Source organism: Gluconobacter wancherniae NBRC 103581, assembly GCF_007988885.1.
GTDB lineage: Bacteria > Pseudomonadota > Alphaproteobacteria > Acetobacterales > Acetobacteraceae > Gluconobacter > Gluconobacter wancherniae.
The window spans coordinates 357,462-378,448 of the sequence record NZ_BJUZ01000001.1 but is presented as its reverse complement, the minus strand read 5'-3'; the positions used below and the strand labels follow the sequence as shown (position 1 = coordinate 378,448).

The following is a 20,987-nucleotide window of genomic DNA, read 5'->3' as shown; positions in this document are numbered from 1 at the left end:
CCCGGCATCTTCGTCCATGATGCCAAGATTGGTTCCTCATAAAAAAAGGGCAGCCCCATCGAAATGAGGCTGCCCCGGTTATCAGGCGTTCAGATAGATGGTCTTTGTCTGGACATAGGCCTCCAGACCATGCTGTCCGTCCTCGCCTCCAAGGCCACTCTCACCATAACCGTGATGGAAGCCCTGCGGCGCTTCACCCCCGCCCCGATTGACGTAAACCTCGCCAAATTCGAGCTCGCGGGTCATGCGCAGGATGCGCCCCAGATCATGGGTAAACAGATAAGCGGACAAGCCATATCGGCAGTCATTTGCCCAGGCGAGTGCCTGATCGAAATCCCGCACCTTGATCAGCGACATGACAGGCCCGAAGACCTCATCATGTGCAATGTCCATATCCTGCTGAACCTCCGTCAGTAGGGTGGGTGCATAATAATAGCCTTTGTCATACACTCCACCAGTCAGACGCTTGCCACCGAGTTCCAGTTTCGCTCCCTGCTTGATCGCATGCTCGACAATCTCATGAACCTTCTCCAGTTCAGGTAGACTGACCTTGGGGCCCATATCGGTTTGCGGATCCGTAGGCAGGCCGACCTTCAGGGCTTCAATCTTCTGGCGCACCTTGGCGACAAAGGCGTCATAAACAGCCTCATGGATATAGGTACGCTCGTTACAGGTGCAGACCTGTCCAGTATTCATGAAGCGCGACACCACAGCGGCCTCGGCTGCTTTTTCAATATCCGCATCCTCCATGACGATGAACGGCGCCTTGCCGCCCAGTTCCAGCCGGACTTCCTTCAGCGTTTCCGCTGCTGCCGCCATGATCTTTTTACCTGCGGGCGTAGAGCCGGTCATCGTAATCAGGCGAATATCCTTGTGCGCTACAATCGGTACGCCAACGTCTTTTCCATCGCCCGTCACGACATTCACAACGCCACGTGGAATTTTTGCTTCTTCCACCAGCTTTGCGAGATGAATCGCAGCAAGAGGCGTCAACTCATGCGGCTTGACCACAATGGTATTGCCCGCCGCAATAGCCGGACCAATTTTCCGGGCACAAAGCGCAAGCGGGAAATTCCAAGCAGCAATCGCTCCCACAACACCATGAGGAACACGATCAATAAGGATTTTTTCTTCTGAGGTGCTGCCAGGGATGATCTCCCCTTGAAGACGCAGCGTATTCTCCGCAGCAAACCGCAGAAGCCCGATCGCAAAATCAACCTCTACCCGCGCCTCCTTGAGAGGCTTTCCCATTTCAGATGTGATGATTGCCGCGAGCTTTTCCTTGTCGCGCTTCAGCAAATCTTTCAGGGCATGAACATAGTCCGCTCTTTCAATCGCGGTTCTGTTCTTCCACGCTGCAAAAGCCCCCTTAGCAGCAGCGACGGCGCGATCGACGTCCTCCTTGTCTCCTTTCGCCACCTGACCGACAATCTCGCCAGTGGCCGGATTCTCGACGTCAATCCATTCCTTGCCCACGGGTGCGACCCAGCGACCATCGATAAAAAGATCATGCTTCGTCGTCATGCAAAACTCCTGTCATACTGTCCGGCATCACATGCACTGAAGCTTTCCAGACGCATGAAAGACCATTCAGTTCAGTTGATGAACAGAAGGGTGGTCCTTTAATGGGCTAATGAAAAGTAATGATAAATAAGCCCAAAGCTCACTTATTATGAGCCTGTATCTTCATCGATATGCTGAACAAACCGGCGCCCTAGATCACTCAGCCCAGGTTCGCGCCAAATAAAACAGACTTCGCTGCCCCGTAGATCCTCGGGATACAACACCTCAACGCCCTGTCGTTGTTCTGCAGACAAACCCTCAACAATGCTTTGCGGAAAACACGACATTCCCAGCCCGGCGCGAACACATCCGAGAATGACATCGTAGGACTCTACAGTATGAATCAGGGGGGCACTCAGGCCCTGCCCCTCAAGCCATGTCTCGAAATACCGCCTGTAAAAACAATCCGTATTGAACAGGAATACATGCAATCCAATCAGTCCCCGCTCGGTCACCCCTTTGGGCACGACAAGCGCGAGACGCTCCTGAAACGCTGGCAGGCTTCCAATCATCGGATGGCTGATCGGTCCGTCCGTAAGGCCTAGATCAATCTCGCCATCCGTCAGCATCCGCTCAACCGTGTAAGTAGGCCTGAGGAGTAATTTTAGCTCCACCCCCGGATAAGCCGCGATAAAGGATGGAACGCGCCGGGCCAGATACCCCTGAAGCGCCACGTCAAGCGCTGCTACAACCAGCACACCTTTTGGCGAAGCGTCAGAGAAGAAATCCGTCAGCCCCTGTGCACTGATCACCAGCGGAGACGCCTTCTGGTAGAACAGTCTCCCCTCAGGCGTGAGGCTGAGGCGCCCCTTGTCACGCAAAAACAATTCCTGCCCCAAAAGCTGTTCAAGCTCCCGAAGGCGCGTTGTCACGTTGGAAGCCACGCAGTTAAGTCTGCGGGAGGCTGCAACCACAGACCCTTCTTCGACTACAGCGCAAAACATCTGAAGCTGGGCCAGTCGGAGGGGATTCATGCCGAACATCTCCTGAGGCGGCAAAACTTATCCCCAGAATCATGGAACATCTCCGGGGAAGGCCCTGTGGATGCTTCTCGAATAACTGGGGATCTATCGTTGCAAGGCAGCTTTCCTGCGGATTCGCACAATGAGCGTATCGAGAGCGGAAAGAAACCGGCTGCGATCGGACTTTCCGAACGCCGCGTTGTACGTCGTAACAGCCCCTGTCTCGCGCAGACCCTGCATCAGATCACGCATGGCAGACACCATTCCGGCAGAACGTTCGTCAATTTCCTCTCCATTAGGGCGCAATACACTCGCCCCTTTGTCGAGGGCTCGCACGGCCAGAGGAATATCGCTCGTAATGACAATATCCGCAGGCCCAGCCTGCTCCACGATCCAGTCATCAGCAACATCAGGACCATCCGGCACGATGACACGTTCGATCAACGGAGACTGGGGAATATTCATGAAGCGGTTGGCAACAACGAGTGTTTTCAACCCGTAGCGACCAGCAACACGATAGGCTTCATCCTTGACAGGGCATGCATCCCCATCAATGAGCAGCCGGATTACGGCGGACATTTTATTTTCTATCCCGAAGGCGGGAGAGCAGCTTTTCAAGAATAAGTGGCGGCGGCGCTTCACCAGAAACCCGGATGACAGGCTCATCGTCCCCCGGCTCCTCAAGTGTCGCAAGCTGGCTAGGCAACAGGCTTGGAGGCATGAAATGGCCCGAACGCTGATTCATGCGCTCAGTCAGCACATCAGGGGATATCTGAAGATGTACAAACTCGACCGGGAGCCCCTTGGAAAGCGTATCACGATAAATACGCTTGAGCGCAGAACACGTCAGAACCGCGCCCTTCCCCAGTTTGACCTGCTCACGGAGCCAGTCCCGGCACAGCTCCAGCCAAGGTGCCCGATCTTCATCGGTCAAAGGCTTGCCCGCACTCATTTTATCAACGTTGCTCTGCGGGTGAAGGGCATCCCCTTCCTGGAAATTCCAGCCCAGACGCGTCGCTACACCTGTAGCGACCGTTGTTTTCCCGGTTCCTGAAACACCCATGACCACAAGATAATGCGGCTTGACGCCGATATCCGCTGTATCTTCTGTCACCGCCTGCGCGGGATTTAAAGTTCCCATCTCTCGATCTCCTGTTCGGTCGCAACCAGAACTTCGGTCGCCATGTTGAGAAATATGCCGTGCGCTACAACACCAGCCGTACCGTCGATTTTCGCAGAAAGCGCGGCGGGATCCATGATTGGGCCAAAATGGCAGTCCAGAATCATGTTTCCACTATCGCTGACAAATAGTGAACCATCGCGGTCCGTGCGAGGTTTCACACCTCGTGCCCCATAAGAAGCCAGACGATCCGCCGTGCATTCCCAACCAAACGACAACACCTCTACAGGCACCGGCGCTCGCTCACCCAGATGATCCACGGGCTTGCTGGCATCAACAATCACCACAAAGCGCTTCGCAGCCTGCGCCACGATTTTTTCGCGCGTCAACGCACCTCCCAGCCCCTTGATGAGGTTGAGTGTTCCGCGTTCGACTTCGTCTGCACCATCAATGGCAATATCAAGACGCCTGTGCGTGGCGAAATCCGTCAAGGGAATACCCGCTTTCTGGGCCTTCTCCGCACTGTCTTCGGAAGTCGGGATGCCCATGATTTCCAGTCCCTCGGTGATACGCTCACCCAGACGTTCAATCATATACTTTGCGGTGCTGCCCGTCCCGAGCCCGACAACCATGCCAGACTGGACCATATCCGCTGCACGACGCGCCGCCGCTTTCTTGAAAGCTTCCATGCTCATGCGACATCTCCGGTCGCGGCACGATCGGCAAGAATAATGATGCGACCTTCACTCGTCACATTGCCAGATGGGATCGAAGGATCCCCTTCCCGCAGACGACGCAGCATCTCAACCTTGCTCGCACCCGTCACCAAAAAGACCACAAGCGCGCTTGAATGGATCGCAGGATATGTCAGCGTGACGCGCTCATGAGGTGCAGTTTTCGGGGCAGCCGTGGAAACCCACGCATCCTTTTCCGAAAGCACTGGTTCACCCGGAAAAAGCGACGCGGTATGGCCATCTGTACCAAGACCCAGCATCACCAGATCAAAGAGCGGGCGGCCCGGCTCCAAAATGGTCGCACCATATGCCTGCTGAAGCGTCCGCTGGTAACTGATGGCATCTTCAGCGACCGTCGCAGACGTCGGCATCGGATGGACATTCGCAGCCGGGATCGGCACCTGCGAAATCAACACAGCGTTACTGACGGCATGATTGCTATCGGCATGGGTTTCAGGAACGTGGCGTTCGTCCCCGTAGAAAATCTCAATCCGGTCCCATGGCAGGAGCTTGGCAACTGATGGCTTGGCGAGAATTTCAAAGAGTCTTTTGGGCGTCGAGCCCCCCGACAACGCGACACGGAAAGGGCCGTCGGTCTTGGCCTCAACTCCCCTGATGAGGAGATCCGCCATCCGCAGTGCCACAGCCTCTGAATCAGGCAGTGTTTCCACAACGGCATGTCTCATATCGGTCGTCATTTCTTGGGAGCCCTCGGCAGAATGAAGCGGGATACGGCAGAAGCCCAACCGTTCCGCTCGTTGGTGTCAGTCACGAACTGTGCGTTGGCCTTGATGTCATCAGTTGCCTGACCCATCGCAATGCTCAGCCCCGAAACTGCAAACATGGAAAGATCGTTTGGCGCATCCCCAATGCACGCCGTCTCTTCAGGACGCACACCATAAAGATCAGACAGCGCCCTCAGTGCTTCGCCTTTGTTCGCAAGCACCGGCGTTATATCAAGCATGCTTTCGTTTGAACGACGCACACTCGCCTCCCCCTTGAGCATGACACCGATTTCGGTTTCCATACGCTCAACAAGGTCATAGTCCGTGCTGATCCCCATGACCTTTCCGACACCTTCGAAATGATCGTAAAGATTGTCTACCTGACGTGGGACAAGACCCGTATGCCTGCGCTCATGCTCGACAAAAGGAGTGGCCGCGTCTTTAACAAGCCATTCCTCGCCGGTCAGGAGCCATGTTTCGACCTTGTGCACATGCAGCATGTCACACATGATTTTCACTGCATCGCGGGGAAGAACACGGTTGACGCTGAACGTGCCATCAGGTGCAAAAATAATGCCGCCATTAAAACCGGCATTCTGGCTGGCAAGCCCGAGCTTGCGAACATAGGGAAGCATGCTGGCTGGCGGACGCGCACTCGCAAGACAAAGCGTGATGCCTGCTTCCTGCAGGGCCTTCACAGCCTGAAGCGTTGACGGAGCAAGTTCCTTGTGCGGCGTCAGGATGGTGCCATCCATATCGGAAACGACAAGGCGCACAGTATCGGTCACAGCAGGAAGGCCAGCGTGTATGGCGTCGAGATCAACAGACATAATTGTCCTTGTCGGTCAGCTCCGGGAGGGGGCACAACCATACTGGTCATGCCCCCGAATACCACTCTCAGGCTGTCTTTTATTTTTTCTCGACGTGACCGCCGAAGCCGAAACGCTGCGCCGAAAGGATTTTCTCGGCGAAATTATTGCCCGAACGTGAACGGAAGCGCGTAAACAGCGCAGCCGTCATAACCGGAGCAGGCACATCTTCCTCAATCGCGGCCTCGATCGTCCAGCGACCTTCACCGGAATCAGACACCTCACCCGAGAATTCCGAGAGTTCCCCGGACTTCGCAAGTGCCTCTGCTGTCAGATCCAGCAGCCAGGACGACACAACACTGCCGCGACGCCAGACTTCGGCGATATCGGCCATGTTGAGATCAAAGCGCTCTTTCTCGGCCAGAACAGGCGAGTTCTTGCTCTTCATGATGTCAAAGCCTTCAGCGAAGGCCTGCATCATGCCGTACTCAATCCCGTTATGGACCATTTTTACAAAATGGCCCGAGCCTGCCGGACCACAATGCAGATAACCCTGCTCCGCCCGCGGATCGAGGTTTGATCCGTCGCGGTTGGGAGTACGCACAACGTCACCGGCTCCAGGTGCCAAGGCAGCAAGGATCGGATCAATATGATCCGTTGCATCCTTGGTACCGCCGTACATCATGCAGTAACCGCGATCGAGGCCCCACACTCCGCCTGACGTACCGACATCCACATAGGAAATGCCGTGCTCACGCAATTCTTCCGCACGACGCATATCGTCCTTGTAGTAGCTGTTGCCACCATCAATAACGATATCACCTTCGCTCAGGAGCGTTTTAAGCTCCTGAATACAAGCCTCGGTGATGGCGCCTGCCGGAAGCATAACCCAGACAATGCGGCGGCCACCCTCGAGGGCCGTTGCCATTTCAGCAACGCTCGCAACAGCCTGCGCCCGGTTTTCCTCACAACGACCTGCGATTTTGACCGTCACATCAGCCGAACGGTCATGCACTACGACGTCATGACCATGACGGGTAAGACGAATGGCGATGTTGCCGCCCATTCGTCCCAGTCCAACGATACCGATACGCATGCCTTACTCTCCCTTTAGAGCTGCAAGGATTGCATCGGATAGCGTCTTCAGACCGTCCTGAAGCGAACCCGTGATATGCACCCGCAGCGCACGGCGACCACGCGCCGCAAGCACTTCAAAATCACCCCGAGCCTGCGCTGCCTTCACGACACCGAAGCTGTATGCTGCACCAGGAACCGGCACATCTGCCGCATCCTGAGCCGTCACCTGCAGGAACACACCGCTATCGGGTCCGCCCTTGTAGGCCTGGCCTGTCGAATGCAGGAACCGGGGTCCGAACTGGGCTGCCGTAGCAACGTGCAACGCATCACGCAACGCGAGACGAACAGACTGCGCCCATTCCCGGGTCTGCGGATCACGCTCGATATAGGCAAGCAGACCAACATAATCGCCCGGGCCAACACGATCAAAATGCGCCTTCAGGATGGAGACCGCGTCCCCCTTGCCCAAGGCCGCCGTATTTTTCGCATCAGCATAGAAAGACAGAGCACCGTCTGTCGCAAACGGAGCTTCCGGCGGCAACGTGCCACTTTCAGCGTACGCGTCCGTCAGCTTGCGTGTTTCGACTTTGCTGAATTCGACATCCGGCTGATCAAACGGATCGATTTCCAGAACCGACCCGACAACTGCTGTTGCAAATTCAAACAGGAAGAACGCCTGCCCGATCTGAATAGCCTCAGGAAGCGTTACTGTTACAACCGGAGCCCCCGCTGCACGCAGGGCAGCAAGTCTGGAATCAGCAGCATCACTGCCAAGACGCAGATCAACGAAAACACGGTCTTTGCCGTAAACTTCCGGCGCGCCAAGCGTCTCTTCGTCAATGGGGATCAACCCCTTGCCGATCTTGCCGGTGCTCTCAGCAATCAGCTGCTCAAGCCATGCACCAAGAGATGCAATACCCTTGGAAGCAACGATTGTTACCTTGTCACGCCCAAAGGTCTTTCCAGCAACGCCCAGGATCAGGCCGAGCTGCGTGCCCGGATTGACTGCTGCTGGAGCACCACCGTCGCATGATTCAACCATGAGCAGCGTGCTCTGGAGAAACGCACGAACGTCGATGCCACTTGCAGCAGCTGGAACCAGCCCGAAATTCGAGAGAACCGAGTAGCGGCCACCAATCTTCGGATTACCGTAGAAGATGCGCCAGAACCCCTTGCCCTCTGCAACCTTCTGCATGTTCGAGCCAGGATCGGTAATGGCGACAAAATTCTCGCCAGGTGCCTTTCCAAGAGCTTTCTCGGCTACAGCCCAGAAATGCGCGAACATGATGTTCGGCTCAAGCGTACCACCGGATTTGCTCGCAACGATGAACAGCGTTTTTGCCGGATCAATCGCTTTCTCAAGCGTCTTGACCTGCTGCGGGTCGGTGCTGTCGAGAACATGAAGCGTTGGCCAGCCTGCAGCCTTGCCAAATGTTTCTGCCAGAACCTCAGGCCCGAGGCTCGAACCACCCATGCCAAGTAGCAGGATGTCCGAGTACCCACGAGACCGCGCTTCACGGGCGAAAACTTCAAGCTCGTCAATATGAGCCAGCCGATCCTGTACGATCGTCAGCCATGCAAGCCAGTCAGCTTCGGGACCATTCGTCCACACGGAAGCATCGCGCGCCCAGATGCGGCGAACCTTTCCGCTGCGGCTCCACTCCTTCGTCGCACCTGCGACAGCGTCCTTAAGATCAGACGGAAGGTCAGCGGAGACGCTCAGTAAACGCTTTCCCAGGACAGCTTCCCGCTTGGCCTCCACTGCACCAAGAAGTGTGTCGAAGGATTCCGAGAATGCCTCACAGCCATCCTTGACGAGCTTTGCCGTCACGCCATCCAGATCAAGACCGAGGCGCTTGGCCTCTGCCATCACATGAACCGCATCCTCAACGTTTTCTTCAAGGCTCGCACGAAGCTTGCCGTGATCACGGAACGCGTCGAACGTTGCTGGCGGAATGGTGTTGACCGTCTCCGGACCAATCAGTTCCTCGACATAAAGGACATCGGAATAAGCCTTGTCCTTGGTGCCTGTGCTGGCCCACAGCAGACGCTGCGGGTTTGCACCCTTGGCGGCAAGAGCCTGCCAGCGCGCACTCTTTTTGACCTCAAGGTAATGCTGGTAGGCAACCTTCGCATTCGCGATGGCGACCTTGCCACGGAGAGCCTTGAGAGCAGCGCTGTCAGCATGATTTTCGGAAAGACGACGATCAATTTCGCCATCAATCTTGCCATCGATACGACTGACGAAGAACGATGCAACGCTGGAGATGCGAGAGATGTCCTCACCCTTGGACGCGCGGTCTTCCAGGCCGGAAATATATGCTTCCAGAACGCCCTTGTACGCGTCGAGAGAGAACAGAAGCGTCACGTTGACGCTGATGCCATCCGCGATTGCTTCGCGAACCGCACCCGTGCCCTCGGGCGTCCCCGGGATCTTGATCATGAGGTTCTGGCGCTCGACTGCTTTCCACAGACGGCGGGCCTCAGCAATCGTACCCTTCGCATCGAATGCGAGGTACGGCGAAACCTCAAGGCTCACATAACCGTCCAGTCCCTTCGTTTCATCGAAGACCGGACGCAGAACACCGCAGGCTGCACGGATGTCATCAATTGCGAGCTGCTCGTAGAGCGCGCCTGCTGAAAGCGGCTCACGATCGAGAAGAGTCCGGATCGCGGGATCATATTCCGTCCCGTGACCGATCGCCTTCTCGAAAATGGCCGGGTTGGAAGTGACGCCCCGTAGGCCGTCCTCCTCCACCAGCTTCTTGAGGCTGCCGTTTTCCGTGAAGCTGCGCTGAATGAAATCCAGCCAGGGTGATTGACCGAATTTTTCGAGGCCGCGCAGAGCGCTGCCAACCTCGTTAAGCCCGGTTTTAGAGATCGTGTCTGCCACGTTTACTCTCCTTACTTGCCGCGTGAAGCCTGCTGCTTCGCCGCGCCATAAACTGCTTCAGGCGTAAAGCCGAACTTCGTGAGCAGTGCTGCCAGCGGTGCCGATGCGCCAAAAGAATTCATGGCGATAATCGAGCCACCAAGACCAACGTAACGGTCCCACCCGAATGCTGCTGCCTGTTCCACAGCGACACGTCCAATCACGTCCGGCGGAAGCACGGAATCGCGATAAGCCTGATCCTGCTCTTCAAAGAGGTCGAAGCTTGGGAAAGAGACCACGCGCGCCTTGATTCCCTCTGCTGTGAGCTTCTCATAAGCATCCACAACCAGAGACACTTCAGAGCCCGAAGCCATCAGGATCACATCTGGCTTACCTTCACAGCTGGCCAGAACATAAGCCCCACGAGCCAGCCCGGAGACCGGTGCATACTTCGTACGATCGATCGTGGGCAGATTCTGGCGGCTGAGCACCAGCACCGCAGGCTTGTGCGTCAGCGGCACGAGAACGCGCCATGCTTCGGCCACTTCGTTCGCATCGGACGGACGGATCGTCATGATACCCGGCGTGGCGCGAAGCTGCGCAAGCTGCTCAATCGGCTGATGGGTCGGGCCATCTTCGCCAACACCGATGGAGTCATGGGTGAAGACGTAGAGTACCGGAAGCTCCATAATGGCCGACAGACGGATCGGGGCCTTCATGTAATCCGAGAAGATCAGGAAGCCGGAACCGTAAGCGCGCAGGCCTGCCAGCGCGATACCGTTACAGATGGAACCCATCGCGTGCTCGCGCACACCGAAATGGATGTTGCGGCCTCCGTAGGTGCCACCCCAGCGCTCTGGCTGAAAAGACCCGCCACCTTTGATGTCCGTCTTCGTGGACGGCGTCAGATCAGCAGAACCACCGATCATCCATGGCAGGTTCTTGGCAACGGCGTTGAGCACCTGTCCGGAGCTCTGGCGGGAAGCAATGCCCTTGGCGTCTGCTGGGAATACCGGAATGTCCTTATCCCAGTCCGCAGGCAGGCGGTTCTCAAAGATACAGTCCAGCTCGGCTGCCAGCTCAGGATGAGCATCACGGTATGCAGAGAACAACTCGCGCCACTGCGCGCTGGCTGCTGCACCACGCTTGCCGATACCTTCAGCAAAATGCTCCGATACCCCTTCAGGTACGAAGAATGCAGGGGCATCTGCAGGCCAACCATAAGCGGCCTTTGCACCCTTGATTTCTTCCCCACCGAGAGGCTCGCCATGCGCTGACGCCGTACCAGCCTTCTTTGGCGCGCCATAGCCGATGACGGTCTTGAGCACGATCAAGCTCGGACGATCGGTAACAGCCTTGGCTGCACGGAGCGCACCGAGAATGGCTTCGACATCATTACCATCGGTCAGTGTCTGAACGTGCCAGCCATACGCCTCAAAGCGCTTGCCAACATTTTCCGTCAGAGCAAGGTCCGTGGAACCTTCGATGGAAATCTGGTTCGAGTCATAGACCCAGGTCAGATTGCCAAGTCCAAGATGGCCAGCCGTGGAAGCTGCTTCAGAAGCAACGCCTTCCATCATGTCGCCGTCACCACAGAACACCGTCACATGGTAGTCGAACAGCTGGAAGCCAGGGCGGTTATAGCGCGCGGCCAGCCATTTCTCGGCCATCGCCATACCGACGGAGTTACCGCAACCCTGCCCAAGCGGACCGGTGGTGGTCTCGACGCCCGCCGTGAAGCGATATTCCGGATGACCCGGTGTCCGCGAGTCCAGCTGGCGGAACTGCGTCAGATCCTCGACGGTCAGTGCGGGACGATCCACAACCTTGCCGTCCTGAATATCACGGATACCGGTGAGGAAGATTGTCGAATACAGCAGCATGGAAGCATGGCCGACTGACAGCACGAAGCGATCACGTGCAGGCCAGAGGGGATCGGCAGGATCGTAATTCAGATCGTGCTGCCAAAGGGCGTACATGGCCGGGGCCAGTGCCATGGCCGTTCCGGGATGCCCGGAATTTGCACGCTCGACGGCGTCCATGGACAGAGTGCGGATGGTATTAATACCGAGCTCGGGAAGCTTACTCATCGGAAAAGTGTCTCCGGCTTGTGACGATCGAGGTAAGACGCGAAAATGACCTCGAAGTTCTCTGCCACGGCATGACCCGAAGTCGCGCCGGACGCAATGCCTGACAGGACAAACCATATGAGTGAACACGATCTTTTGCTCGAAAGCGCAGACGCGCACTTCAACGGAGAACGCTTTTTCAACCCGCCCTGCTACAGGCCAGACGAGCATTTATCCCCGAAAACTGCGCCTGAACGCGCCCGCAACATCTTTCGCTGGCAAATGGGCCTTCGTCCGCGCTGGCCAGACGCCCTTCCCCCGACCGCGATGTACCCGCTCCCCTCCCCTAAGCCTGGAGAGTGCGTGGCAACGTTCATTAATCACGCAACCGTGCTCTTGCAGTTCGGCCGAAAGGAGCGTCAGCCACTGAGGATCATTACTGATCCGATCTTTTCGGAGCGCTGCTCTCCCTTCCGCAACATGGGGCCAAAGCGCGTTCGCGAACCCGGGCTGCCCCTGAACGATCTGCCCCCGATCGACATTATCCTGGTGTCACATTGCCACTATGATCACCTGGACTTACCGACGCTCAGGCACCTCGCAGGCAGGGATGATCCACTATGCATCTCCTTCCTAGGAAACAGGCGCCACCTCGAAAAAGCAGGTCTGCCACGCATCGTTGAGCTGGACTGGTGGGAAAGCCTGAATGTTGACGGGGCCTGCATCACTGCAACACCGGCGCTCCACGGTAGCGCACGCACACCTTTCGACAGCAACCGCGCGCTCTGGGGCAGCTTCATGATCGAAGCCGATGACCATCGCGTGTTTTTCGCAGGCGATACGGCTTGGGGAAAGCACTTCGATGTCATCCGCCAGCGCTGTGGCGTGCCGGATCTCGCCCTGATCCCGATCGGCGCCTATGCCCCCCGAGACCTGATGCGCCGTGTGCATATGTGCCCGGAAGAGGCGGTAAAAACTTTCGAGGCTCTGGGTACGAACAACGCGATTGGCATACATTTCAACACGTTCCAGTTAACCGATGAGGGCATTCTTGAACCCGCTGGAAGACTGAAGATTGCGATGCATCATCATGCCGGCCGTTTTGAAGTGCTGGACAATGGCGAAAGCCGGACGCTTCCTCCCCCGCGCACAAGCCGCTAGTCTGACCAGACTGATTGTCCCTGCGTGGAAGCCGTCATGAGCACACCGAACATCAATTTCACTCCCGAACAGATCACTGCCCTGTTCATCGATGCCGCCCGAGAGGGCGACACGGACCTCCTGACACAGTTCCTCGACGCGGGCATGACGCCCGATGCCGCAGACAGCCGCGGCTACACTGCCCTGATCGTGGCAACCTATAACGGTCATATCGAAGCCGCCCGCCTGCTGCTCGATCGCGGGGCGAATCCAGAAGCCACGGATCTGAAAGGCGCAACCGCGCTGTCAGGCGTGGCTTTCAAGGGCTTGCAGGACATTGCAGCGCTCCTCATCGAAAAGGGTGCGAACGTCGATCATGCCAATCATGCAGGCCGTACGCCGCTGATGTTTGCCATCATGTTCGGCCGCGAAGACATGGCCCGCCAGCTTCTGGCCTCAGGCGCCAATCCGGATCTCGAAGACGCGGACGGCACAACATCGCGTGATCTGGCCCAGCGTCAGCTCCTCACGGGACTTTTCGCGGAAAGCAAAGAGGCATGAGCCGTTTCTGGAACAGCCGCGTCCACGGCCTTCACCCCTACATCCCGGGAGAGCAGCCCCGACTCGCAGACCTTCTGAAGCTCAACACCAACGAGTCTCCCTACGGCCCCAGCCCAAAAGTACTGGAAGCCATAAAGGATTCGGCAGAAGACAGCCTACGCCTGTATCCCGATCCTACGGCACAAGCCCTTCGCGAGACCATCGCCACCCGATTCGGAACCAGTCCGGAGCGCGTGTTCGTCGGAAATGGTTCCGACGAAGTGCTGGCACATACCTTTCGCGCATTGTTCCACAATGACGCCCCACTTCTCTTCTCGGACGTCACATACGGCTTTTATCCCGTTTATTGCGGCCTGTTCGATCAACCATACCGACACATCCCTCTAAACGATAAATTCGAGATCGACATTGATGCCTATGAAGGCCCCTGTGGCGGCATTGCGATTGCAAACCCTAATGCCAATACCGGCATCGCCCTCTCGCTGGACGCCATCGAAAGCGTTCTGAAACGGCACCCTGATCGGACCGTCGTCATTGATGAAGCCTATGTTGACTTCGGCGCAGACTCCGCCATCGACCTGACGCATCGCTATGACAACCTCCTCGTTGTCCAGACTCTCTCCAAATCCTATGCACTTGCAGGCCTGCGCGTGGGTTTTGCCATCGGCTCACCAGAGTTGATCGAAGGCTTGATCCGCGTGAAGGACAGCTTCAACTCCTACCCGCTCTCCCGCCCGGCGCAGCAGGGAGCTATTGCCGCCATCGAAGATAGGGAGTGGCTGGAAGCCATCACGCGCCGCGTCATGCAAAGTCGTGACAGGCTTGTGCCGGAACTGGAAAATCTCGGCTTCCAAGTCCTGCCATCCTGTGCCAACTTCGTTCTCGTGCGTCACCCAGCGCACCCGGCCGGATCCCTTGCCGCAGCATTGCGCGAGCGTTCGATTCTGGTCCGGCATCTTTCTACCCCGCGCATCCAAGACTGGCTGCGCATCACGATCGGCACTGACGAAGCCTGTAACCGACTGATCAAGACGCTACAGACCATCCTCTCAAGCTGATCCGGAATCATTTGAACCCTGGCGGTTAGCCGCCATCATACTCATGATGATCAAGGGCCACACGGGCGCAGTCTCTGCGTCCGTCCCGCATACGTGCGGGAGGCCCATTCGTTGTCATGAAGCTTCATGTTGAAAGACTGAAACAGAGTCATGCGCGCATTTCACGGACAACTCTCGGACAACCAGCCGATCCGCCGCAATCAGGCGGAAAAAGAAAAGCAGCTTCGCGACCTCAAGGAGACCCTCTCCACGATGAAGTCGCACACATCGCCCGCACTGAAGGAGAGCATCCAGCGCCGCATCCGCGAACTGGAGACAGAACTCCGCGCCAGCGCCCGCGACAAGGCAGCACGCATCGAAGACAAGGCGCGTCAGCCATCAAAATCCGAGCGCCCGAACAATCCCCGCCGGACGCCACCACGCCGCTCCATCTGAACGGAGCTGGAACCGGGCATCATGCATGACGCCCGGCTTCCTCCCATTTCTGCCCCATGACATTCAGACGCACCGGATGCATCCCGTCTGTTTCGCGCATCACATAAAATGTGGAATATTTCCCGCTAGGCCGCCCATCCAGCGCCTTCAGTGCCGCAAATACAGTCCTGTCTGCCGTCATCTGCGTCGGATCATCCTCAAGTGGCCGGTTCCAGAGATCCAGCACCTGAGGCACGCGGCAACGGTCAATCATCAGACAGTTTGGATCCACGAATCCCCCAAACCGCTCTGAAAAAATTCCCTCCCCCGGACCCGCAGACTCCCAGATATCGGGACAGATGGGCTTGAGCGTCCGCGGATGCATGAACCAGCGCCCTGACCACGCCCAGTCATGCCCTTCAATCGCGCCCAGCAACCCCGAGAGATGCTCAGGCGCCCACCAATTGTCATCATCCAGATAAGCAATACGCGATGCATTGGAGAGCTGGCTCAATACAGACCGCAACACGCCGCCATCCTTCGCTTTACCAAAGCCCCCATGACGCTGGGATGTTGAATATCCCGGCCACAATACATGCACACACCAGCCGGAAGGCCGCGTCTGCAACGCAGCCTTCAGAAGCTGCTCTGCCTGCTCGGGAGGAGGCTGATCCAACCCGATCATCACCTGCACACGGAGATCGCCAATTTGCGCGAACACAGAACGCAACGCATGGAAAATGGATGGTCTCAACAGGGTGGGCATGACCACCGCCACATCAAACGGCCGCTGACCAGGCACGCCATCATCGCCAAAAATATGAAGTCCAGGCTGCATAGGCGAAATCTAGTTTCACATCAGCACTCTGTCACTGCCACAGCGCCATCGCATCCACCATAACGCCCGCGCCTTGCGCTTCTGCGCGGCAACCCCCACGATTGGAGGGAATTTATCACTGAGAAAGAGTCCGACGTGCCCTCTTCCCCTACGTTGTCGCATGAACAGCTTCTCGATCGGCTCGGTGAAGTCGCTGTCCGGATTGGCCTGAATGTAGCCCATGGCCAGCAGGTTCTCATCACAGCACCGCTGGACGCAGTGGCACTCGTGCGCCGCATTACAGAACACGCCTACAAAGCTGGCGCATCGCTGGTCACAACATTCTATTCAGACGACGAAACAACGCTCGCGCGCTTTCAGCACGCTCCGGACGATGCCTTCGACACTGCGCCCGTATGGATGGCCGACGGTGTCGCCCGCGCCTTCCGTGAGGGCGCGGCCCGCATGGCGATCACAGGCTCAAACCCGACCCTGCTGCGCGATCAGAGCCCAGAGCGCATTTCACGTGCCAACCGTGCTAGTTCCAAGGCCAACCGCCCCGCCATGGAACTCATCACGCAATTTGCCGTGAACTGGAATATTGTGGCCTGCGCCACACCGGCATGGGCCGCACAGGTTTTCCCTGATCTGGCACCCGATGAGGCGCTCAAAGCGCTCTGGAACGGTATTTTCAAGGCATCACGCGTTGATGTCGCCGATCCCGTCGCAGACTGGACAGCCCATAACGCGGCCCTGCACGCCCGCGCCAAACTCATGAATGACAGCCGGTTTGATGCCCTGCATTTTGCAGGCCCTGGCACCGATCTGACAGTGGGTCTGGCAGATGGCCATGCCTGGGCGGGCGGTTCGGAAAAGGCTGGTAACGGCATTATCTGTAATCCCAACATCCCGACGGAAGAGATCTTCACAACCCCTCATCGCCTTCGCGTTGAAGGCACGGTTTGCAGTACGAAACCGCTGTTCCATCAGGGTTCCCTGATTGATAACATCGCAGTTCGCTTCGAAGGTGGGCGGATCGTCGAAGCACATGCAAGCAAGGGGCAGGATGTCCTGGGGCGCATTCTGGATACCGATGAAGGTGCACGACGCATCGGCGAGGTCGCCCTTGTCCCACACGGCTCACCGATTTCCAGCAGCGGAATTCTGTATCGCAACACGCTCTTTGACGAGAATGCCTCCAGCCATATCGCCCTTGGACAGGCCTACACAAAATGCCTTTTCGACATTGAAGGCCAGTCTCCGGAACAACTGATCGAACGCGGTGCAAACGATTCCCTCATTCACATTGACTGGATGATCGGCTCGGACAAAATCAATCTGGACGGCCTTAAGGATGGAAGCCGCACGCCCCTGATGCGTGCCGGCGAATGGGTGACAGCATGATCAGAAACATTACAGGCGGGCTCTGTGCCCTCCTGCTCGCCTCTGCCTTTCCGCTTTCTATCTCGACGGCCTGCGCACAAGGCGTACAAAGCCAAACAGAAGTGGACGGGCAACCTGGCAACAGCGCAGCCCAAATGCCCCCTCAAGTGCGTGCAGACATCACGCGTGCCATGCAGTATCCGCTTCCTGCAGATTTCATGAACCGCGCCTCTGCGACACTCGGGGAACTGAGCCAGAACGGCATTCAGCCCCCAAGCTCTCAGGGCATGAGTCTGGAAGCCACTATCCACCAGATGACACGTATCTCTGGTCTGGAGCCCATCCTGCGTGAACATGGCTTCACACCTGAAAGCTTCGTGATGGGCATGACCGCATTTGGAATGACCATCGCCGCCAGCAACGGCCAGCTCCCCGCAGGCCTCCCTTCTCCCAACCCTGCAAATGTTGCCCTGTTTCAGGCTCACCCCGAACAGGTCAACGCTCTTATGCAGGCCATGGGCAACCCTCCGCACTGAGACCTTGCACATTCATGTCTGTTTCACTTGACCCAAACACCCTGCCTGTTATCGATGTCGTGGGCTTAGCTCAGTCGGGTACAATCCTGCGTGCAGAACGCAAGACACCATCAGACGGCGTCCCTGCGTTCGTGACGCGCGATGGATGGGAAGAACTGGTGTCGCTGTATGCCAAAGACAGCGAAAAGCCTCATGAAATCGTCCTGCCTGCACTAGAACGTGCAGCAGGGCGCATCCTTGCGCATGCGGCGGAAGCTGCCGTGTCCGACAGGCGTAACAGCCCTGTTTTCAACCTTGAAAGTGATCTGTTCGCAAGCGACCCAACACTCGTTCTCGCCTTTGTCCGCGATACCGAGCACCCCGTCGCCTGCGCGTTAATAGGAACAGCGGCCCAGCTTTCCCAGATCTTACGGCAGGGCGATCAATTGCCACCACTCTGACGGGCACCCACCTCGTCCAGCACATTCTGTTCACGTCGCAGGGCTGCGGCATCCTCCTCCGCCCTGCGTTTTTTTTGCAATGTCTCGACTGTCTCAACGGCGGCCCGGGCCATCATAAGAGCGGATTTCGCAATCTCTCGTGCCAGCCCGGCATTCTTTTCATTGTGGCGCGCTGAATTGATGGCGGCGCGACCAACAGGAAGCCAGCGACTGAAGGCTTCAACCGCACCATCATCCGCCAGTGGATCAGACGCCATTTTCTGCTCTTCAATCAGATGGCGTTCTGCCCGGGCAACCTCGGCCGCTGCGTCAGCCTCCTGGCTTAATGCTTCGCTGAATGTGCGCTCGACTGCCTGAAGTTCATGCTTGCGCAAAGTAAGCAGCGTATCGAGAGGTGTTGCTCTCATGGCTCAAAAACTCCCAAGGCTCAGAGAGCCATTTTCATGATATCGGAAAGTTGGCTGAACGCCTGTGCACACGTCGAACGCTCATCGCGTTCCTGCGCGAGGAAGCGCTCAAGTGCGGGCATAAGGCGAATTGCCTCATCCACATCGCGCTCCGTGCCATTCTTGTAAGCACCCAGCCGGATCATGTCCGCCATGCGCTCATACGTTGCCATGACCGCTCGTGCGCGGCGTGTCAGAGCATTTTCATTTGTACTGTTACATCCCGGAACGGCACGCGAAAGCGATCTCAGGACATCAATTGCCGGATACCGCCCCTGCTCTCCGATACGCCGATCCAGAACGATATGGCCGTCCAGAATACCACGCACTGCGTCTGCAACCGGCTCGTTATGATCATCACCCTCCACCAGAACAGTGAAAAGTGCCGTAATCATCCCCTGATCAGCCGCACCCGGTCCAGCGCGCTCCAGAAGGCGGGGCAGCTCTGCAAACACTGATGGCGGGTAGCCACGCGTTGCTGGGGGCTCACCGGCTGAAAGGCCAATCTCACGCAACGCCATGCAGTATCGTGTGACACTGTCCATGAGCAACAGAACCGACTTCCCTTGATCACGAAAATACTCGGCAATACTCATCGCAGAAACGGCTGCCTCACGACGCATCAGCGGCGGCGCATCAGATGTCGCGATCACAACGACACTCCGTGCCATACCCTCGGGGCCGAGGTCGTCTTCGATGAATTCACGGACTTCACGACCACGCTCCCCGACGAGAGCAATGACTGCCACGTCACAGCCAGCTCCCTTGGCCAGCATGGACAATAGGGTCGATTTTCCCACGCCAGACCCTGCAAACAGCCCCAACCGCTGTCCTTTCCGACAGGTTGTGAATGCATCGAGTGCTCGAACGCCCAGATCAAGACGCGGCCCCAATCTGGATCTGGAGGCCGCATTCGGAGGGGCAACACGCAACGGCTGAAGATGAGTTGAGCGCGAAAGAGGGCCCTTCTCATCTATAGGGTTGCCGAGCGGGTCGACCACGCGCCCAAGCCAGTGTTCATTTACGGGAATACCAGTTCCGCGGGATGAAAGACGAATTCTTGCCTCACACCCGGGACCGATACCATCCAGCGGACCGAAGGCCATCACCCTCGCGCGGCCGCCTTCGAAACCAACAACCTCTGATTGTATAAATTTTCCAGAACGCGTTGCAACAGCGATTCTATCACCGATCGACAGGAGCCCATCAAGGCCACAAACGGTCATACAGAGACCGTTAACATCCTGAACGCTGCCAATGGCCCCATCAACCGCAACCGAGGATACAACCCGGAGGAACTCATCATAGATCGTGCTCCCCATGTCGCTTACTCCCGTTTATGTGGCAGTTTCCAAGGCTTTCTCAACATCTGAACCCTACGCGAGGATGGTTAATAAAAACCTAAAGAACCAATAAAATCACCGCTGTGACGATTTTTTTACGATTTTCGGTTTATATATATCGACACCAACAACCTTAGGTAGTAACTATTGGTTCACCAAGCCGGGAGTTGTAAAGTGCGTATCCTTCTCGTTGAAAGCGATCTGAATTCCGCAGCCAGCCTCACTCAGACGCTGCGCACAGCATCCTTTACCGTGGACCACACGGCATCGGGTGAAGAAGCGGTCGAAATGCTTCGTCACTATGATTATGACCTTGTCATTCTGGAATTAATTCTGAATGACATCGAAGGCTACGAAGTCATTCGTCGTGCACGCCTCGCACGCATCTCCACACCAATCCTTGTTCTGTCCGGGCTCGTTCGCCCACAGGCAAAGATCAGCGCGTTCTCGGCTGGTGCAGATGACTATATGACCAAGCCATACGACAGCGGAGAATTGATTGCCCGCTCTCAGGCTCTGATGCGTCGTTCACGCGGTTTCTCTGAGCCTCGCCTCCAGGTGGGTGCGCTTGAACTGGATCTGAACGGCAAAAACGTCACAGTCCATGGCAAGCCCCTGCACCTGACCGGCAAGGAATACGCAATCCTTGAGCTTCTGGTCCTTCGTAAGGGCGCTGTCCTGACGAAGGACGCATTCCTCAATCATCTTTATGGTGGCATCGACGAGCCAGAGATGAAGATCATTGACGTCTTTATCTGCAAGCTTCGCCGCAAACTTCAGGCAGTGGGTGCAAGTGACCTGATCGCGACAGTCTGGGGCCGTGGCTACATCATGCGCGATGAAAACTCCCGGACAGATGCCCCAGTACCAGCCACTCGCCTCAAAGAAGAAGCTGCAACTGAAGTTGTAGCCTAAGTT

21 protein-coding genes are annotated in these 20,987 nt (G+C 56.9%); 8 read left to right on the top strand and 13 right to left on the bottom strand.

Features of this window, described 5'->3' with window-relative positions; all coding sequences use genetic code 11:
• Positions 1 to 81: 81 nt before the first annotated feature.
• The 10 genes from aldA to tkt form a co-directional block, all read right to left on the bottom strand.
• Positions 82 to 1,524, bottom strand: coding sequence for an aldehyde dehydrogenase (aldA, locus tag GWA01_RS01720; protein WP_146793407.1), 1,443 nt, complete (start codon positions 1,522 to 1,524; stop codon positions 82 to 84).
• Between the two features lie 146 nt (positions 1,525 to 1,670).
• Complete coding sequence (locus GWA01_RS01715; RefSeq protein WP_146793405.1) at positions 1,671 to 2,537, bottom strand: LysR family transcriptional regulator; 867 nt, start codon at positions 2,535 to 2,537, stop codon at positions 1,671 to 1,673.
• A 93-nt stretch (positions 2,538 to 2,630) separates the two neighbouring features.
• On the bottom strand, positions 2,631 to 3,104 hold the full coding sequence (locus GWA01_RS01710; RefSeq protein ID WP_186819422.1) for a YaiI/YqxD family protein: 474 nt from the start codon (positions 3,102 to 3,104) through the stop codon (positions 2,631 to 2,633).
• A gap of 1 nt (position 3,105) precedes the next feature.
• Positions 3,106 to 3,666, bottom strand: coding sequence for a gluconokinase (locus GWA01_RS01705; protein ID WP_146793403.1), 561 nt, complete (start codon positions 3,664 to 3,666; stop codon positions 3,106 to 3,108).
• On the bottom strand, positions 3,654 to 4,334 hold the full coding sequence (gene rpiA / locus GWA01_RS01700) for a ribose-5-phosphate isomerase RpiA (protein ID WP_146795406.1): 681 nt from the start codon (positions 4,332 to 4,334) through the stop codon (positions 3,654 to 3,656). Before rpiA ends, GWA01_RS01705 begins: the two co-directional genes overlap by 13 nt.
• Before the next feature lie 2 nt (positions 4,335 to 4,336).
• On the bottom strand, positions 4,337 to 5,077 hold the full coding sequence (gene pgl / locus GWA01_RS01695) for a 6-phosphogluconolactonase (RefSeq protein WP_146793401.1): 741 nt from the start codon (positions 5,075 to 5,077) through the stop codon (positions 4,337 to 4,339).
• Positions 5,074 to 5,934, bottom strand: coding sequence for a Cof-type HAD-IIB family hydrolase (locus tag GWA01_RS01690; protein WP_146793399.1), 861 nt, complete (start codon positions 5,932 to 5,934; stop codon positions 5,074 to 5,076). Before GWA01_RS01690 ends, pgl begins: the two co-directional genes overlap by 4 nt.
• A gap of 79 nt (positions 5,935 to 6,013) precedes the next feature.
• Complete coding sequence (gene gnd, locus GWA01_RS01685) at positions 6,014 to 7,009, bottom strand: phosphogluconate dehydrogenase (NAD(+)-dependent, decarboxylating) (protein ID WP_146793397.1); 996 nt, start codon at positions 7,007 to 7,009, stop codon at positions 6,014 to 6,016.
• A 3-nt stretch (positions 7,010 to 7,012) separates the two neighbouring features.
• On the bottom strand, positions 7,013 to 9,883 hold the full coding sequence (locus GWA01_RS01680; protein WP_146793395.1) for a bifunctional transaldolase/phosoglucose isomerase: 2,871 nt from the start codon (positions 9,881 to 9,883) through the stop codon (positions 7,013 to 7,015).
• A gap of 11 nt (positions 9,884 to 9,894) precedes the next feature.
• The gene (gene tkt, locus GWA01_RS01675; protein WP_146793393.1) at positions 9,895 to 11,952 is read right to left on the bottom strand and encodes a transketolase; all 2,058 of its coding nucleotides are present in this window, start codon (positions 11,950 to 11,952) and stop codon (positions 9,895 to 9,897) included.
• Positions 11,953 to 12,069: 117 nt separating this feature from the next.
• Between tkt and GWA01_RS01670 the strand changes: the two genes are divergently transcribed.
• From GWA01_RS01670 to GWA01_RS01655, 4 genes are all read left to right on the top strand, one after another.
• Positions 12,070 to 13,092, top strand: a complete 1,023-nt coding sequence (locus tag GWA01_RS01670; protein WP_146793391.1) for an MBL fold metallo-hydrolase — start codon at positions 12,070 to 12,072, stop codon at positions 13,090 to 13,092.
• A 24-nt stretch (positions 13,093 to 13,116) separates the two neighbouring features.
• Complete coding sequence (locus GWA01_RS01665; protein ID WP_146793389.1) at positions 13,117 to 13,632, top strand: ankyrin repeat domain-containing protein; 516 nt, start codon at positions 13,117 to 13,119, stop codon at positions 13,630 to 13,632.
• Complete coding sequence (gene hisC / locus GWA01_RS01660) at positions 13,629 to 14,690, top strand: histidinol-phosphate transaminase (RefSeq protein ID WP_146793387.1); 1,062 nt, start codon at positions 13,629 to 13,631, stop codon at positions 14,688 to 14,690. The genes GWA01_RS01665 and hisC overlap by 4 nt, the downstream gene beginning before the upstream one ends.
• A gap of 150 nt (positions 14,691 to 14,840) precedes the next feature.
• Positions 14,841 to 15,125 carry a hypothetical protein gene (locus GWA01_RS01655; protein ID WP_146793385.1) on the top strand — a complete coding sequence of 95 codons (285 nt, stop codon included), beginning with the start codon at positions 14,841 to 14,843 and terminating at the stop codon, positions 15,123 to 15,125.
• A gap of 19 nt (positions 15,126 to 15,144) precedes the next feature.
• On the opposite strand, the gene GWA01_RS01650 is transcribed toward GWA01_RS01655, so the two are convergent.
• Positions 15,145 to 15,942: a glycosyltransferase family A protein gene (locus tag GWA01_RS01650; protein WP_146793383.1), complete on the bottom strand. Its 798-nt coding sequence runs from the start codon at positions 15,940 to 15,942 to the stop codon at positions 15,145 to 15,147.
• A gap of 135 nt (positions 15,943 to 16,077) precedes the next feature.
• Between GWA01_RS01650 and GWA01_RS01645 the strand changes: the two genes are divergently transcribed.
• Genes GWA01_RS01645 through GWA01_RS01635 form a run of 3 tightly spaced genes read left to right on the top strand, consistent with a single transcriptional unit; the run spans position 16,078 to position 18,280 of the window.
• Positions 16,078 to 17,325, top strand: a complete 1,248-nt coding sequence (locus GWA01_RS01645) for an aminopeptidase (RefSeq protein WP_146793381.1) — start codon at positions 16,078 to 16,080, stop codon at positions 17,323 to 17,325.
• Positions 17,322 to 17,840, top strand: a complete 519-nt coding sequence (locus GWA01_RS01640) for a hypothetical protein (protein ID WP_228118282.1) — start codon at positions 17,322 to 17,324, stop codon at positions 17,838 to 17,840. Before GWA01_RS01645 ends, GWA01_RS01640 begins: the two co-directional genes overlap by 4 nt.
• Before the next feature lie 14 nt (positions 17,841 to 17,854).
• On the top strand, positions 17,855 to 18,280 hold the full coding sequence (locus GWA01_RS01635; RefSeq protein WP_146793377.1) for a hypothetical protein: 426 nt from the start codon (positions 17,855 to 17,857) through the stop codon (positions 18,278 to 18,280).
• Here the strand turns inward: GWA01_RS01635 and GWA01_RS01630 are convergent.
• Both GWA01_RS01630 and fliI read right to left on the bottom strand, forming a co-directional pair.
• Positions 18,262 to 18,687, bottom strand: a complete 426-nt coding sequence (locus GWA01_RS01630; protein WP_146793375.1) for a flagellar export protein FliJ — start codon at positions 18,685 to 18,687, stop codon at positions 18,262 to 18,264. The two genes, GWA01_RS01635 and GWA01_RS01630, sit on opposite strands and share 19 nt — an antisense overlap.
• 20 nt (positions 18,688 to 18,707) lie before the next feature.
• A complete protein-coding gene (gene fliI / locus GWA01_RS01625; protein ID WP_146793373.1) occupies positions 18,708 to 20,048 on the bottom strand; it encodes a flagellar protein export ATPase FliI in 1,341 nt (446 codons plus the stop codon).
• Positions 20,049 to 20,243: 195 nt separating this feature from the next.
• Here fliI and GWA01_RS01620 point away from each other — a divergent pair, with 195 nt between their 5' ends.
• Positions 20,244 to 20,984: a response regulator transcription factor gene (locus GWA01_RS01620; RefSeq protein ID WP_146793371.1), complete on the top strand. Its 741-nt coding sequence runs from the start codon at positions 20,244 to 20,246 to the stop codon at positions 20,982 to 20,984.
• Positions 20,985 to 20,987: the final 3 nt, after the last annotated feature.